Genomic DNA, 15740 nt, shown 5'->3' with positions numbered 1-15740 from the left:
GGCTTCTTCCGCCAGAAGGCTGGGCAGCAGCGCTGCTGGATGTCAGCTTTTCACTGCCGGCTTTAAATCCGCTTGCTGCTGTTCCAACAGAAACCCCAGGATCTCCTTGTAGCGTATCCGGGTATCTTCGAGCTGCTGGTAAAAGCGGAACAGCTCTTTGAGCGGAGCTGAGAAATCCTTATGCGCCGCCAATACCGCGATCAAAGCGCCCAGAGTGATGCGTTCCTCAAGCACAAAGTACCCGCCTAGCGAATAGAAGAGGAACGGCGTCAGCGCGGTCAGGAAATTGTTCAACGCCTTGGCAAAGAACTTCACTCGGTGGATCCGCCTGCGGATCGCCTCCAACTGCCGCAACGAGGCCATTGTAAGCAGCACATCTCTGGGGCGGTCCTGCGCCGGGTTCAGCTGTTCCGTTAGACCGCGGGTGAGTCTCCGCATCTCTTGAATACGTTCCCGGCTCAGCCGGTTCAAGATCCGCTGCAGAAAGGGCAGCAGAAACAGTTGCAGCGGCAGAATAGTCAGCGCTGCAGCACCAAGGATCGGATCCTGAATGAACATGAACAGCAGGATGGTAAGCAACGTTCCGCCCTGGGTCACCGGAAGCGCAACCAGATCCGCTGCAAAGCCGCCAATCGGCTCTGCTTCCTGCCCCAAAATTTGCGGAAGCTCGCTTTTTCGCAGGTGACCGGCTTGTTTGCGCCAACGACAATAGATGAGCAGCCGGAGACGTCTGAGACAGCGTTCGGCAAGCCGCCCTTTCAGCACATTCAGCAGGTACTTCCCGACACCGTTCAGCGTGATTGCCAGCAGAAAAACACCGCTCAGAACTGCCAGATGCTGTGTAGCAGTCAGGTCAAATCCCAACAGGCTCAGCGGTGCGTGCGATTTGCTCAATACGTTGTTCACTATCTGCTTGGGCAGTTCCAACGATAGATACAACACAGGCAATAAAGACAGGCTCAGAAGCAGCAGGAAAAACTGCTGCCGGCGCGTGGTCCGGGCAATGTGGGTAATTAGGTTCCGGTCTAGACCAGCGATGGACACGGCCGTAGGAGGCACCAGGCTAGCGGAGGAACGCGCAAGCCGCAGATGGAGCGCCCGGCCAAGCAGCGTAGCCGCGGAGATTGCCAGCAGAGCCGGGGCCAGCAGCAATACGAGATGCATCGCCGGATGCACCCATTCCGGAGAGGTTTCACCGTAGCTGAAGCCCAGCCAATTCGCGGTCTCATGGGCAAAAGAATGGTAGTGCGGGAACCTGTGCTCGGGCGGCATTGAAATAAGTCTGCTGAGATAGAGGGAAATGCGGCAGCCCCATTGGAGCTGCCGCGCCGCGGTGCTGCTGCCTGAGGGGGTAGGCAGCGGCACTCAGCAGATCATTGGACTGCAACCTGGCCGTACATGCCGGATTCATAGTGGCCCGGGATCAGGCAGGCGAATTCGAATGTTCCGCCATTGCTGAAGTTCCAGATGATTTCGCCGCGCTTGCCGGGGGCCAGGGTGACGGCGTTCGGCGTGTTGTGCATTTCCATCTGCTCCGACATGGCCTGCTTGTGCATGGCGTTGCGCTCCGGCGTGTCCAGGACGAATTCGTGGTCCAGTTCGCCTTTATTTACCACCAAAAAGCGGATGGTTTCGCCCTGCTTGAACTCCATGGCAGAGGGCGTGAAGATCATCTCGCCGTCGTCGGTTTCCTTCATAATCACTTTCACTGTGCGGTTGACCTTGCTGCGGTTCCCCGGCATGCCGGCCGCCATCTGTTCGCCATGGCTGCCATGGGCGCCATGGCCGTCGCCGTGGCCTGATACACCGGCCAGAACAGGGGTGCTGGCCAGGGCGGCCAGCGCCGCGGAAAGGAAAAGCTTCTTCATTGGTATCTCCTTGATCTAGAGAAGGGGAGTTGCCCTTCTGCCGCCGAAACAGTGGCGGGAAGGGTTTGAGCCAGGCCAGGCTGACCCGGCCGGGCGTAGTAGCTTCAGAACATTAGTCTGGTCCCGAAGACGACTGAGAACACGCCGTTCTCTTCATCGCTGGCGCGCAGCAGATCCGCTGTGCCGCCAAAGGATTCCTCGTAGTTGACGCCGATGTAGGGAGAGACCGCCCGGTCGATCAGGTCGTAGCTCAGCCGAAGCCCGGCTTCGACCGTGGCGCCGCCAGCCGCTTGATCGTAGGCTGGATCATCCTGCAGCGGCACTGTCAGCTCGAGGTTCGGAGACAGGATCAGGCGGTTGGTCAGCGCAGCCTCATACTCGCCCTCGAACCGGAAGAATGAGTTGTCCGAGAGGTACAGGTCGGCGTCGATTTCGAACCACTGCGGCGCCAGCCCTTTGAGGCCCAGAACCGCATTGTAGCGGTCCGGAAGACCTTCCGGCATGCTGGCTTGCACCCCGGCCACCGCATCAAAGAAGGTGGAAACCGGGAACTGCAGCCGCAGTTGGTTTTCCAGGGCCTCGAACCCGCCTGCGCCCTGAATCCGCTCGCCTTCACTGCGCCAGACAAGCTTCAGCTCATCGTTGCCGATCAGGGCGTCGAAATCCCAGACGAACGTGTCCGCGCCGTCGCTTTTCCGGTATTCCAGCTGCTCTGCCTGAAAGCCGTAGATCTGCTGCTCTGCTCCGGCAGGGGCGGACCAAAGTGCCGCCGCGCCGGCCGCGGCAAAGGCCGCGTTGCGTGTTTTGCTCATGTTTGCGTCTCTTTCTGATCTTGCAGGGTCAAGCCGGGCCGCCTTCGACGATTACTTTGCGGAACATGCCCGCGTCGGCGTGGTAGGAGAGGTGGCAGTGGAAGGCCCACTGGCCAGTCGCATCGACTTCGGTTTCGGTGTAGACGGTGGTGCCTGGCGCGATGCTGACGGTGTGCTTGATGGGATCCCTGCGGCCTTTGCCGGTATCCAGAATCGTCCACATGCCGTGCAGGTGCATCGGGTGGGCCATCATGGTTTCATTGACGAATTTGAACCGGACCCGTTCGCCGTACTTCAGCCGCAGCGGCTCGGCCTCGGACAGCTTCTTGCCGTTGATCGACCAGATGTAGCGCTCCATGTTGCCAGTGAGGCGCAGCTCGATCTCCCGTGTCGCCGGACGGTCCCTATAGAACGGCCGGCGGGCGCTGAGATCTTCATAGGACAGGAATTTTCCACCGTTTGCCGCGCTGGGAGTCAGCCCGCTGCCCGCCGCGTAAAAGCCTTCCTGTTCGCCAGCCATCATCATTTGATGCCCGTCGTGGTTCATCCCGGCCATTGCGCCGCCTTTGGATTTCTTGGCCCCGCTCATATTGTGCTGGCTATGGTCCATTTCAGCCATCGGTTCAGCTTTGGTCGGCGCAGCCATGTTGTGCTGGCCATGGTCCATTCCGGCCATGGACGGGCTGTCAGAGGCGGCCGGCATCTCGTGCTGGCTGTGATCCATGCCCGGCATCATCATGACACTGTCCGACATGCCGGTGTCGCTGCGCATCACATGGCCTTCCATGCCCATGTCACCCATCATGCCGGCCATATCGGCCATAGTTAGCCGCGGCTTGGGGCGCATTTCGGGGACCGGTCCGACCAGCCCCTCGCGCGGCGCCAGGGTGCCGCGCACCATCGCGGTGCGGCCCATGGATTCCGCGACAATGCTGTAGGGCCGGTTTTCCCGGGGCTGTACAATCACGTCATAGGTCTCAGCCACCGCGATACGGAGCTCATCCACTGCGACTGGCTTCACGTCATTGCCGTCTGCCTGCACCACGGTCATTTTCAGACCGGGAATCCGCACATCGAAATAGGCCATCGCAGACGAGTTGATCAACCGCAGCCGGACTTTCTCGCCTGGCTTAAACAGGCCAGTCCAGTTCTGCGCGGTGCTCTGGCCATTGATCATCGGAGCAAAGCCCTGAACGTCCTCAATGTCGGTCGGCATCATTCGCATCCGGCCCCACATCTTGCGGTCTTCCAGCGCCGCTTTCAGCCCCATGCTGCCGGAATCCTGGATCAAGTCCTGCAGCGTGCGCTGCGAGCGGTTGTAGTAATCCGCCGACATTTTGAGGTTCCGCATGATCCGCTTGCCGCGGTGCGGATGTGTATCAGTCAGCTGCACTATATAGTCGCGGTCCGCCCGCACCGTTTCGCCGCGTTTCGGCTCGATAACGATGGCGCCATAGGCCCCGTCCGGCTCCTGGAACCCGGAATGGCTGTGGAACCAATAAGTGCCCGCCTGCACGATCGGAAATTTATAGGTGAAGGTCTCGCCCGGCTTGATGCCGTCGAAGCTGATCTTCGGCACCCCGTCCTGGTCAAACGGCAGGATCAGCCCGTGCCAGTGAATCGAGGTGTCTTCGCGCAGGTTGTTGGTCACGTTCAACGTGACCTCCTCGCCTTCCCTAAAGCGCAGGATGGTCGGGGTCTGGCTGTTGTTGTAGCCGACACCAGACTTGCGGAAGTCCCCGGCGTTAATGCGGATCTTGTCCACGGTGATGTCATAGGTCGCGGCCTGGGCGGCGGCAGCCGCGGACAGGGCAAGGGCGGCGCCGGCAACGGCCGCGCGCCAAGGTGCGATGGGTGGCATCGTCAGTCCTTTGGTCTGTTGAGATGTTGATCAGTTGGCCCCTGCAGGCATCCGCAAGCGCAGCTTCTTACTCGCTAGGATCACCCGAAGCAGCATTCACTCATAGAACGGTGCAATTGCACGCTTCTGCAGTTCTCAAGCGAAGGGAATGGCAAGTAGTGGGCTCAGGTGCTTGGGATCACGTTTTGGGAGGTGGAAGGTGCGCTTCAGGCGCCACAGAAGCCAAGCCGGAATCATTCAGGGCGACCGCCAGCTTTCCTGCTTTTTCGGTGATGGAAACTTGCTGACAGGGCTGCAGTGCAACCGGCACCTCACAGGCCGCAGCCTTGTGGCATAGGCCAGGGCTGGAATGGCTGTGCCCGTCTGCCGTTTCATGCTGGGCAACAGGAACAGCTTCAGCCCGATTGTCTACTTCTGCAGTCAGGGGCGCGAAAAACGCGGACAGCGCCAGCAACAATACCAGCGTCAACGATGTCCACAATTTTCCCGCTTTTGAGCGCATGAAACAGCTCCGTTTGCTTTCGCTCTATCTAGCTAGCCAGTGCGGGTCTCCAACTCAAGGATACGTTTTGATACATTTGCGAACCGGGTGCGCTTTCGTCAGTTCGCCACAAAACGTTCAGTACCTTTGCGGCCTTTCTGAGCAGAGAGCGATCATCAGTGTTTCTAAGAAGACGAACTGCTGAAGAGAGCCTAGATGATGTGCAGGGAAGCGATTGCCTAGGCTTGGGAGACAACGCGCCCAATGAATTACTCCAGTATTATCAGCTCAGAACTAAGGAACCTGGAGGCCTTCATTTCGCACGGGGAGGGGTTGCGCCGAAGAAAATTTTCATTATGTGCCACGCTATGGCAGTTACTGGGTTCAGGAGTGACTTTGGTCGGTTGATACGCACCGTTGCGTCAACCATCCTTGTTGCTGTGGTTTTCCTGAACACGCTTGCAGCAATTTCTGCTCACGCATCGCCTCCCGCAAAAACCACCCTAGCTGTTTCTGACGCACAGCACGAGAATTGCACTTTGCACAAAGTGGCAAAACGAATGCAGCACGGGCACCATCAAAATGGCGACTGTGAAACCCTTGGTGAAGAACGGAATGCCACTTGTTCAGTGGCTGTCTGCTGTTTTCATGAATTCAACGCAGCACCAATTCTGTCTGTTGAGCGCCGCCTGGTATCTGTTCAACTCGTGATAGCGAGCTCGGCTGGAGTATTTTCCAGGTCAGAGCTCCCGCATGATCGTCCTCCCCGTTCAATCTGATTGAATCCGCTTGGCGCTCAATCGAGTGCGCCATCTGTTTCTGATCAGACAAGGCTTGCATGTCGCAAGCCAAAACGAGGTTTTCCATGCGTGGACGCTATTTAGCTCTCGGTATTCTTGCGCTTGCTGCAGGGGTTGCTGGAGGCATCTCTCTCGAAAGACTTTTCCTCAACCCGTCGTCAATGACCGGGGCAAACGAGGCCGAAATCTTGTATTGGGTTGCACCGATGGATCCGAAATTCCGGCAACCGGGGCCGGGTAAGTCCCCCATGGGCATGGATCTTGTCCCTGTATATGCAGGCCAAGAGCCTTCCGGCGATCCTGCAGAAGTGCAGCTATCTGCGGCAGAGATTAACGCCATTGGCGTCCGTACCGCGATTTCACGCATGTCCGAGGTTTCCGGCAAGATCGAAACCGTTGGTTTCGTCGGCTATGACGAGCACCGGACAAGCCATGTTCACACTCGCGTGGACGGTTGGATCGAAATGCTGAATGTGCGCGCTGTTGGAGACCCCGTTCAAAAGGGCGATGTCTTGTTTGAGATGTTCTCTCCTCAGATCGGCTCGTCAGCCGGTGATCTGGTTCGCGCCATTGAGGCGGGAAACCCTCAGATCATTGATGCTGCCCGTAACAAACTACGCAGTCACGGCATGTCTGACAGGCAAATCGAGCGTATTGCAACCAGCGGCATTCCCGAGCGCAACATTGAAGTCGAGGCTCCTCAGGACGGCGTTGTGATTTCACTTGAGGCTGCGGACGGAATGTTTCTGCAGCCCGGTACACGCGCTGCATCGCTGACAGAGCTTTCAACCGTTTGGCTAATTGTCGATGTTTTTGAGCGCGACATTGCAAAGCTGACTGACAATATGCTTGCTGAAGCGCGTTTCGAGCATCTGCCCGGCCGTGTTTTCAAAGGTTCAGTTGACTACATCTACCCTGAACTTGACGCAGTAACCCGGACTCTTCCCGTTCGCTTGCAATTTGACAACTCCGACATGCTGCTACGCCCGAACATGTTCGGCACGGTCAGCCTGATCCCGTCAGAAAACCGCATGGCGCTCACGGTCCCGACCGAGGCTGTTATCCGAACCGGCGCCGCAGAACGGGTGATACTGAAAACCGGCGACGGCACTTTCAAACCCCGTCTCATCACCGCGGGGCTGCGTGACAATTTCGGCGGCGGCGGGCGGACAGAAGTCGCACAAGGGCTGGCGCCGGGGGAAGAGGTTGTTGCCTCGGCCCAATTCCTGATCGACAGCGAAAGCGCACTGAGCGCCGGGCTCATGCGCATGGCGCCGACTGACGAGGCCCCTGCACGTGGGTCAGGCGAGCTGGCTGCGCTGGATCCTGAGGCCCGGACCGCACAGATCCGGCACGGAGCCCTGGACAGCCTCGACTGGCCGGAAATGACGTCTAGTTTCCCGATCCGGGCTGATGTTTCTCTTTCGCGTTTGGCTGAAGGTCAACAGGTGTCGTTTCGGCTGTCTCGTGGAGCAGATGGCCTGCTCGGGCTCATTGAGCTTGGTCCAGACGACAGTGTTGCTGCCACAGGCACCGGCATTGTGAGTGGCGTGACAACGGACGGAAAGCTGTCGCTCTCACATGAACCTATTCCGGAACTCGGCTGGCCTGCAATGCAAATGGATATGCCAGTGGCAGGCCTAGACACTGCCGAAGTACCCCTGGATGTGCCAGTCGAGTTCGATCTCTCAAAAAGTGATGACGGGATGTTCACCATTACCGCTGTCCGGGCTGCAGGCTTCCAGCCCATTGCAGACACACCTCCAGAGACCAATGAGCCAAACACCTCCGAGGGAGCTTCAGAGGTTCTCGTTTCAGGAACCATTGACCAGGTCGACGCGGAAACCCGCATGGTCACGATAACTCACGGCCCTATCATGGAAATTGGCATGCCAGACATGACCATGAATTTCCAAGTGGGTGAAGAGCTGGAGATTACCAGCCTTCCGGTCGGCAAAGAATTGGCGCTGACCTTTGCGCGGCCGGACGGCATGACCCTGGTGCTCACCGGGGTGGAAACGGTCTCACCGCCGATGGAGGTGTTGGGCAAGATCAATAGTGTCGACTCCGCAACGCGGACGGTGAACATCACCCACGGTCCAGTGACGCAGATTGGCATGCCGGGAATGACCATGGACTTCTCGATTGATCCAGCCCTCGACTTAACTGGATTGCCGGATGGACAAGAAGTGACTCTGCTTTTCACCCAGAATGCAGACTTCTCAATGACCCTGGTAGGCACAAAGCCGGTTGAGGTGACTCAATGATCGCTTCTGTAATACGGGCTTCTGTTGCAAATCGCTTCGTAGTTCTAGCACTTGCAGTCATGATGGGCGTGATCGGTGTCTGGGCGGTCCGCGAAACTCCCGTAGATGCTATTCCCGACTTGTCGGATGTTCAGGTCATTGTCCGCACGCCTTATGCCGGGCAAGCCCCCCAGGTCGTTGAAGATCAGGTCACTTACCCCATTGCCACTGCCATGCTTTCTGTGCCCGGAGCCAGTGACGTGAGGGGGTTTTCCTTTTTCGGCGACAGCTACGTCTATGTCGTTTTTGAGGACGGCACGGACCTTTACTGGGCTCGCACCCGCGTTCTCGAATATCTGGGTCAGATTACTGCGAACCTTCCAGAAGGGGTTTCGCCCCAGCTCGGGCCGGATGCAACCGGTGTCGGCTGGATCTACCAATATACGCTTATTGACCGGACAGGCGGGCACGACCTGGCCCAGCTGCGGACACTCCAAGATTGGTTTCTAAAGTATGAGCTGCAAACCGTCGATGGTGTGTCCGAGGTCGCAACCATAGGCGGGATGGTCAAACAGTATCAGGTCGTTGTGGACCCGAACAAACTGCGAGCCTTTGACGTCACCCTGCCGCAAATCCGCAGTGCCATTCAAAACGCCAACCGCGAGACCGGCGGTTCTGTGATCGAAATGGGCGAGGCGGAATTCATGATCCGCTCTACTGGTTATGTTGATGAACTGGCGGACCTGGCCAAAGCACCGCTTATGGTCAACGAACGCGGTGCAGCACTGACAGTTGGCGACGTGGCAGACATCCGCCTTGGGCCGGAAATGCGGCGCGGCGTCGGGGAGTTTAACGGCGAAGGCGATGCCGTTGGCGGTGTCGTCATCCTGCGGTGGGGCGGGAACGCCCTGGCCACGATCAAGGCTGTTGAGGCGCGTATCGAAGAGTTGCGGGCAAACCTGCCTGAAGGCGTTGAGCTTGTCACGACCTACAACCGCGCGGGCGTTATCGAGCGTGCAATCGAGAATCTCGAAACAAAGCTGACCGAAGAATTTATCGTTGTCATTCTGGTCTGTGCAGCCTTCTTGCTGCACATTCGCTCGTCCCTGGTGATCCTTCTGTCACTGCCTCTCGGCATCTTTGCAGCCTTCATCATCATGAAGCTGCAGGGGGTGAATGCCAACATCATGAGTTTGGGCGGGATTGCCATCGCCATCGGCGCGATGGTGGATGCGGCCATCGTCATGATCGAAGCCATGCATCGAAGGCTAGAGAAGGAAAAGCTGACCAATCAGAACCGCTGGCGCCTCGTCACCGAATGCGCAACCGAAGTAGGGCCAGCACTTTTCTTTTCCCTGGCAATCATCACCGTGAGCTTCTTGCCGGTCTTTGTTCTGGAAAGCCAGGAAGGGCGGCTTTTCAAGCCGCTGGCCTTCACAAAGACCTACGCAATGGCAGCGGCGGCGATCCTTTCCATCACGCTAGTACCAGTTCTGATGGGATACTTTGTGCGCGGCCGGATTCTTTCGGAGCACAAGAACCCTCTGAACCGTATCGTGATCTGGATCTATCGACCCTTTCTGGATGCTGCTGTCGCGTGGCCCTGGGCCACGACGTTGCTTGCCGGTGTGCTCGTCGCTTCCATGTGGTGGCCGCTGCAGCGTATCGGAACCGAGTTCATGCCAGAGCTGAACGAGGGCGATTTCCTCTACATGCCGACACTGTATCCCGGTGTTTCCATCGGCAAGGCACGCGAAGTGCTGCAGCAATCTGACCGGCTGATTGCTACGGTCCCTGAGGTCGCGACGGTGCATGGTAAGCTTGGACGCGCCGATACCGCCACGGATCCCGCTCCGCTCACAATGATCGAGACGACGATTCAGCTGAAACCTGAATCCGAATGGCGCGAGGGCATGACGATGGAAGGCATACGCGGCGAGCTCGACCGCGCCGTGCAAATTCCTGGTGTGACCAACGTCTGGATTCAGCCGATTAAGAACCGCATCGACATGCTTGCCACAGGGATCAAGACACCCGTCGGCGTCAAAATCTCCGGCGCTGATTTGAGCGTCATCGAGCAGATTGGTGTCGATATCGAGCGCGTGGTTGCAGGTATCGACGGCACGGCATCAGCCTATGCAGAGCGGCCAGTTGGAGGACGCTTTGTGGAGATCGACGTCAACCGCGATGCCGCTGCGCGCTATATGATGAGCGTGCGTGAAGTGCAGGATGTCGTTCAGACCGCCATCGGCGGGATGCAGGTGTCGGAATCCGTGGAAGGTCTCGAGCGGTTTCCAATAAACCTTCGCTACCCCCAGGAGTGGCGAAACAGTCCCGAACGCCTGCGCGACCTTCCGGTGGTCACACCGTCCGGTGCGCATATCCCCTTTGGCAACCTAGCAGAGGTTAAAGTGGTGGATGGGCCCGGTATGATCCGGTCTGAAAACGCACGCCGCACTGGTTTTGTCTTCATCGACATCGCGGGCCGGGATCTGGGAGGCTACGTAACCGAAGCCCGTCAACTGGTCGTCGACGAAGTGGAATTGCCGCCTGGCTACTCGATCACATGGTCCGGTCAGTACGAGTACATTGAGCGCATGCAGGAGCGGCTGAAGCTGGTAGCACCGGCCACGCTGCTTATCATCACACTGATGTTATTTTTGGCCTTCAATCGAGTAATCGAGGTTGGGATCATCCTTGCTGCCTTGCCGGTTGCCCTCGCAGGAGGTGTCTGGTTCCTGTGGTACTTAAGCTTCGACATCTCTGTCGCTGTTCTGGTGGGGTTCATTGCGCTGGCCGGTGTCGCGGTTGAAACCGCGATTGTTATGCTGCTGTATCTCAATCTAGCTTGGGAAAAGCGAAAAAACCTCGCGGCTGAGGCACAGCGCAAATTGACAACCGATGATGTCGAAGAGGTGGTATTCGAAGGCGCACTTCTACGAGTACGCCCCAAAGTGATGACGGTGGCGACAATCTTCGCCGGTCTAATTCCGATCATGTATGGCCAAGGCACCGGTTCGGAGATCATGCAGCGCATTGCAGCCCCGATGGTAGGCGGGATGGCGACTGCCACGCTGCTAACCCTTTTCGTCATTCCTTCAATCTTTGTGATCTGGAAGCGATTGGCTCTTACCCGGGTCAACCGAACCCTGCTGCAGGAACCCGGCCGAGAGGCATCACCAGTACCGGCAGAATAGTCAGAAATGTGAAATCACCCCAAGAGGACAATTCAATGAAAAAACTTGCTGTAACCCTTGCCGCCTCGCTTTTGGCTGCACCAATCGCTTCCGCTCAGACGAGCCATAGCACTATGGACCATTCCAACATGGGGATGAGCGATGCTCAAATGGAAGGTGCTGTTCATACAAAGGCGACCATCAATTCGATTGACGAAAACTCTGCAAACGTCAGCCACGAGCCGATCCCTGAAATCGGTTGGCCTGCAATGACAATGGATCTCACTCTAGCCTCAAATGTTCAAATGATGGGTGACATATCAGACGGTGCTTTGGTCACGCTGATGCTGCTCAAGAACAACAACGGAATGTACGAGATCGGCGCTATCATGCCTGAGTAAGAAGAAAGGTGAGTGGCAGGTGACATTGTCTCTGCCACTCGCAAAAACTGCACAATGCGGGGCTGCAACTTTTCCATTTTTCTTTACAAACCAAAATTTTAACCGCAAAGACCTAATCATCAAAGCAATCCTCGCGAAGATGGTATTGAGAGCTCTTCGCGCATCCCTCTACGCTTAGAAGACTGATTTCTACTTGAAGGCTAGTAGTGTATAGCGCGTTGTAGAGTGTCAGCTTCCCGCTCGCCGGGCCTGAGACAGCCGTTCCTTGTCGCGTCTATTGCAGCTACGGCGATTGGTCGGAAATTCCAGTCAGCCGCCTTTCCTAGACGGGTCTTCCAATGGCCGCTTAGCGCGGCTCGCGTCGTGCTGCCCTTGCGAAGAGTTGGCACGCGATAAAGACCGCTATGGGCCCGAACCGTCCGTCAGCTGCAGGCGGCACAAAAGTCGGCTTCCGGGAGCAGGTTAAGGGGCGGATACCCAACTCAGTTTCAGGCGCACAATTATTAGTGGTGATTTGAAGCAAGAATACCGCTATCCGTTACTTAACCGCCCCCGGAATTCTATGAGCGTTCTGATGCCCAAGAACATTTTGATCTTCTCAGATGGAACAGGACAAGTGGGCGGCCTACGTCCAGACCAGCGCCTTTCAAACATCTACAAAATGTATCGGGCGATGCGCCCCTGCCCATCCTCACCAATCAAGCCAAGCGAGCAGGTTTGTTTCTACGACGCCGGCCTGGGCGCGGGGGAAGTTGGCGGCTTTACTCTGAAGCGGCTTCGCAATGTCCTGTCTGCCGCTGTCGGAACCGGTATCGATGAAAACGTCATTGATTGCTATGAGAAGATCATTTCGTACTACGAACCTGGCGACAGGATCCTGCTCTTTGGCTTTTCACGCGGAGCATACACTGTCCGTGCTGTAGCCAATGTAATGAACCTCTGCGGCATTCCCACAAAGATGCCAGACGGTTCACAGGTACCTCGGTTCGGGCCAAGACTTCGCAAGCTCGCCTCTGATGCCGTCAACTACGTTTACAATCACGGCAACGGCTTTCCCCGGGGGCAGCAACCGTATTACGAGAGAAGGGAAGAGCTCGGGCGCCGGTTCCGGCAAAAGTACGGCAGCTACGTTCCGGATACGGAAAAGGATGTGCAAGGCAACGTGCAGCCAACATTCATTGGTGTCTTCGATACAGTAGCAGCCCTAGGCAATGCGCAAGTAGGAATTGCGGCTGGAACGGCGGTAGTCGCTCTATTGGCTGCACTAGTAACGGCACTGTGGCTCTCCTGGCCGTGGATCGTATGGGCACCACTTGTCATTCTTCTGGGCGTCATTGCTTACTGGTACGGCAAGCTGAAGTGGTCGCAGTGGAAATTTTTCTCGCCTGACGAGGATCGCCCATTGAGGCTCTCCAGGATAGCGGACTGGCCGTTGATCTGGAGATATGGCCATTACGCCAAATGGAACCTGAAGAATTATGACAAGTGGCTGGACTCAGATGTCGGCTTTGCCCGGCACGCGCTCGCTATCGACGAGCACAGGAAAAATTTTCCGCGCGTGAAATGGGCAATGCAAGCAGAGGCAAAAAAGACAGAAGGACGTAACCCGCCATGGCTGAAGCAGGTCTGGTTCCCAGGCTGCCACAGCGACGTCGGTGGAAGCTATCCCGAACCGGAATCCCGGTTGAGCGATATTGCCCTTGGCTGGATGCTTGAAGAACTGGAGGAATGCGTACCAGAAGTCCAGATCAATGCCGACAAGCTCTACGTTATGCCAGATCCTCTCGGTATGCAGCACGAAGAGGCTTTCATGTTCAGTTTTGGCCCGCTGAAAAAACGCTGGCCTAAAAAGCCACGGATTGTGAACCCCATTTTTCCCTTACATCCTTCAGTAATCACCCGGCTGGAAGCTGAAACCGTCTCTCATCTCGGTGAGATGCGTGCCTACCGGCCGGAACAACTCAAGGATCATCCTGAAGCGGAGAAGTACTATTCGAAATAGGGTGCCAAGCATCAGGGCACTGACTGCTCAAGACCCAACACACCATTCGAGGCAGGCCACTTGAACCAAATCTGGCGGATGCGGCTAGCATCTGTCAGCTCCGCCCCTCCCAACGCTTAAATACAAGCCCTGATTACAACGCACTACTTCTCCATTGAGGCCTAGCGCGGACACAATCTAGATTACCTTACTTCCCAGCTTTCCCAGTCAAATCGCGCCTTACACCACCTGTAGCATTTGGTATCCAAGTGATATGAACCAGCACCTGTCCCTTGTCCCGGAGCTTGGCAACCGCGAGCCAGCCTTTTCCTTCGCTTCCCGTGTTGCTGCCTACAATGGCGTCAGCACCCAGGATTTCACTGCCGACATGGGGCTTTCTTTCACCAGGATCATCGACGGGGCAACAAAGGACTTGGCGCAGCTTGCGATACTCTGCAGCCAGTCCGCGGAGGCGATCGAAGCCTGGTCTCCGAAATACCTTGGCTCCAGGCGGCATCGGTTCCGCGGGCAGGACATGCATGCCAAGGCGATCAGAGAAACGACAGTTCGCGGCTGCCCTCTATGCCTGCGCGAGGACGCAGAAGGTCAGGATGTGCCGCCAGAACAGGCAATGCATCTACGCGGGGACTGGCTTTTCCGGCCTGTCATGCTTTGCCTTGATCACCTTCACCCGCTTGTCCCGCTTTGGAAGGCTGCATCCAAATCAGACAGGTACGATGTAGCTGCTCGCATGGCAGAAATCGCTCCAGCCATCTTTTCAGGCGAACTGGACGAACCCACGCGTGAACCCAGTGATTTCGACAAATGGATTGGAGCGCGGCTGCGCGGCGAGAAATCCGGCATCTGGCTGGATCAGTTTTCCCTCTATCCTGCCGCACATTTCTGCGAGTTGTTGGGTAGAACCCTTTGGACCCAAAAGTGGCCGAAATGGAGAAAATTCCCACCTGAAGATGCCTGGCTCGTCTTTAGCGCAGGATTCCAGTGGACATATTGCGGCGAAGAACGCATACGCGATGCTCTGGGCCAGATCCAGGACCAGGTTGGAGAACCGACAGAGGGCCCCAAGAAGAAGTTCGGAGACCTCTACGACCGGTTGGCGTTCGATTTGCGTTCTGAAGAGTACTCACAATTCAGAGCTATTCTGCGTGACCACATTGCGACAACCTGGCCGTTGGGGCCTGGAGACGATCTCATGGGCGAACCTGTATTGGAGCGCCGCGTCCACTCGGTTATCACGGCTTCGCGGGAGGTGGGAATGGACCCCCGCCGGTTGCGCAAGCTCCTTGTCGAAGCCGGATACGTCCGGCCTAGGGAAGCTGGCGACAAGGGCAAGTGGGAGGTATTTGACGCTGCTGCGGCCAAACCATTCCTTGATGGTTTGAATTCACTAAAGTCAGCAGGTGAATTCCAGACCGCACTGAGTATTCCAAGGTATCAGATCGAACTTCTTAGAGAAGACGGCTATTTTCAACCCTGTCTCGATGGGGCGGATCATAAGCCCCTGTGGGATGTTCGGGCTGGCCGGGCCTTCATCGAAAAACTGTTGACCGGAGCAGAACCGATCTATGTGCCGATGCACCAATGGTCTGACATTCCAAAGGCTGGACAGCGTCTTCAGATCAGGCCTGGCGCGATCATCCAAATGATTGAAACTGGCCAACTGCGCCGCATTGGCAAACACATGACCAAGGACGGCTATCTTTCTCTTCTCGTTACGACTGATGAAGTTGAACGCCTAATGCAGCGACCCGATGCACCAGGCATCAGCCTGGAAAAGTTTGCACAGCAATGCGGTCTCGTGAGGGCTGCCGCGGTTCGTTTGGTGAGGAGAGGCCACACCCCTTCAACCGAAGGGTTGAACCCCAAAACGGGCGCAATGCAACGCTTTCTATCGCCAGCAGATATCGAGGTATTCCACAAAAGGTTCGTCACGCTGCGCGGCCTCGCCGTCGAAAAGGGAATGACTTGGCAGTCCCTGCGGGTCAGATTGAAAGAGAATGGTGTTCTTCCGTTCAGTCCGGATGGCGAAGACTATGGGGCTATTTTTGAGAGATCAGAGATTGACCTCCTGCTCGACGAAGCCTGAGCTGAAG

10 protein-coding genes are annotated in these 15740 nt (G+C 56.9%); 5 read left to right on the top strand and 5 right to left on the bottom strand.

The window, feature by feature from the left end:
* Positions 1-42: 42 nt before the first annotated feature.
* The 5 genes from ETW24_RS05465 to ETW24_RS05445 all read right to left on the bottom strand — a co-directional run bounded on the left by ETW24_RS05465 (position 43) and on the right by ETW24_RS05445 (position 5043).
* Positions 43-1272, bottom strand: coding sequence for an ABC transporter transmembrane domain-containing protein (locus tag ETW24_RS05465; RefSeq protein WP_254695706.1), 1230 nt, complete (start codon positions 1270-1272; stop codon positions 43-45).
* 101 nt (positions 1273-1373) lie between these two features.
* Complete coding sequence (locus tag ETW24_RS05460; RefSeq protein WP_129370098.1) at positions 1374-1868, bottom strand: cupredoxin domain-containing protein; 495 nt, start codon at positions 1866-1868, stop codon at positions 1374-1376.
* Between the two features lie 104 nt (positions 1869-1972).
* Positions 1973-2680, bottom strand: coding sequence for a copper resistance protein B (locus ETW24_RS05455; protein WP_129370097.1), 708 nt, complete (start codon positions 2678-2680; stop codon positions 1973-1975).
* Positions 2681-2708: 28 nt separating this feature from the next.
* Positions 2709-4541, bottom strand: coding sequence for a copper resistance system multicopper oxidase (locus ETW24_RS05450; RefSeq protein ID WP_129370096.1), 1833 nt, complete (start codon positions 4539-4541; stop codon positions 2709-2711).
* A gap of 178 nt (positions 4542-4719) precedes the next feature.
* The gene (locus tag ETW24_RS05445; RefSeq protein ID WP_129370095.1) at positions 4720-5043 is read right to left on the bottom strand and encodes a hypothetical protein; all 324 of its coding nucleotides are present in this window, start codon (positions 5041-5043) and stop codon (positions 4720-4722) included.
* A gap of 844 nt (positions 5044-5887) precedes the next feature.
* Between ETW24_RS05445 and ETW24_RS05440 the strand changes: the two genes are divergently transcribed.
* From ETW24_RS05440 to ETW24_RS05420, 5 genes are all read left to right on the top strand, one after another.
* Positions 5888-8089 (top strand): efflux RND transporter periplasmic adaptor subunit, encoded by a 2202-nt coding sequence (locus tag ETW24_RS05440; RefSeq protein WP_164982699.1) that lies wholly within the window; start codon positions 5888-5890, stop codon positions 8087-8089.
* Positions 8086-11265 (top strand): efflux RND transporter permease subunit, encoded by a 3180-nt coding sequence (locus ETW24_RS05435; RefSeq protein ID WP_129370094.1) that lies wholly within the window; start codon positions 8086-8088, stop codon positions 11263-11265. Before ETW24_RS05440 ends, ETW24_RS05435 begins: the two co-directional genes overlap by 4 nt.
* Before the next feature lie 35 nt (positions 11266-11300).
* On the top strand, positions 11301-11645 hold the full coding sequence (locus ETW24_RS05430; RefSeq protein ID WP_164982698.1) for a copper-binding protein: 345 nt from the start codon (positions 11301-11303) through the stop codon (positions 11643-11645).
* 574 nt (positions 11646-12219) lie between these two features.
* The gene (locus ETW24_RS05425; RefSeq protein ID WP_129370093.1) at positions 12220-13647 is read left to right on the top strand and encodes a phospholipase effector Tle1 domain-containing protein; all 1428 of its coding nucleotides are present in this window, start codon (positions 12220-12222) and stop codon (positions 13645-13647) included.
* A gap of 253 nt (positions 13648-13900) precedes the next feature.
* Complete coding sequence (locus ETW24_RS05420) at positions 13901-15733, top strand: TniQ family protein (protein ID WP_129370092.1); 1833 nt, start codon at positions 13901-13903, stop codon at positions 15731-15733.
* Positions 15734-15740: the final 7 nt, after the last annotated feature.

Source organism: Leisingera sp. NJS204 (assembly GCF_004123675.1).
In the GTDB taxonomy this organism is placed as follows: domain Bacteria; phylum Pseudomonadota; class Alphaproteobacteria; order Rhodobacterales; family Rhodobacteraceae; genus Leisingera.
This window is presented reverse-complemented; position numbering and strand designations above follow the sequence as displayed.

Coding starts and splice junctions, on each gene's coding strand:
- ETW24_RS05465 (WP_254695706.1), bottom strand. CDS start 1,272: ATGCCGCCCGAGCACAGGTTCCCGCACTACCATTCTTTTGCCCATGAG.
- ETW24_RS05460 (WP_129370098.1), bottom strand. CDS start 1,868: ATGAAGAAGCTTTTCCTTTCCGCGGCGCTGGCCGCCCTGGCCAGCACC.
- ETW24_RS05455 (WP_129370097.1), bottom strand. CDS start 2,680: ATGAGCAAAACACGCAACGCGGCCTTTGCCGCGGCCGGCGCGGCGGCA.
- ETW24_RS05450 (WP_129370096.1), bottom strand. CDS start 4,541: ATGCCACCCATCGCACCTTGGCGCGCGGCCGTTGCCGGCGCCGCCCTT.
- ETW24_RS05445 (WP_129370095.1), bottom strand. CDS start 5,043: ATGCGCTCAAAAGCGGGAAAATTGTGGACATCGTTGACGCTGGTATTG.
- ETW24_RS05440 (WP_164982699.1), top strand. CDS start 5,888: ATGCGTGGACGCTATTTAGCTCTCGGTATTCTTGCGCTTGCTGCAGGG.
- ETW24_RS05435 (WP_129370094.1), top strand. CDS start 8,086: ATGATCGCTTCTGTAATACGGGCTTCTGTTGCAAATCGCTTCGTAGTT.
- ETW24_RS05430 (WP_164982698.1), top strand. CDS start 11,301: ATGAAAAAACTTGCTGTAACCCTTGCCGCCTCGCTTTTGGCTGCACCA.
- ETW24_RS05425 (WP_129370093.1), top strand. CDS start 12,220: ATGCCCAAGAACATTTTGATCTTCTCAGATGGAACAGGACAAGTGGGC.
- ETW24_RS05420 (WP_129370092.1), top strand. CDS start 13,901: ATGAACCAGCACCTGTCCCTTGTCCCGGAGCTTGGCAACCGCGAGCCA.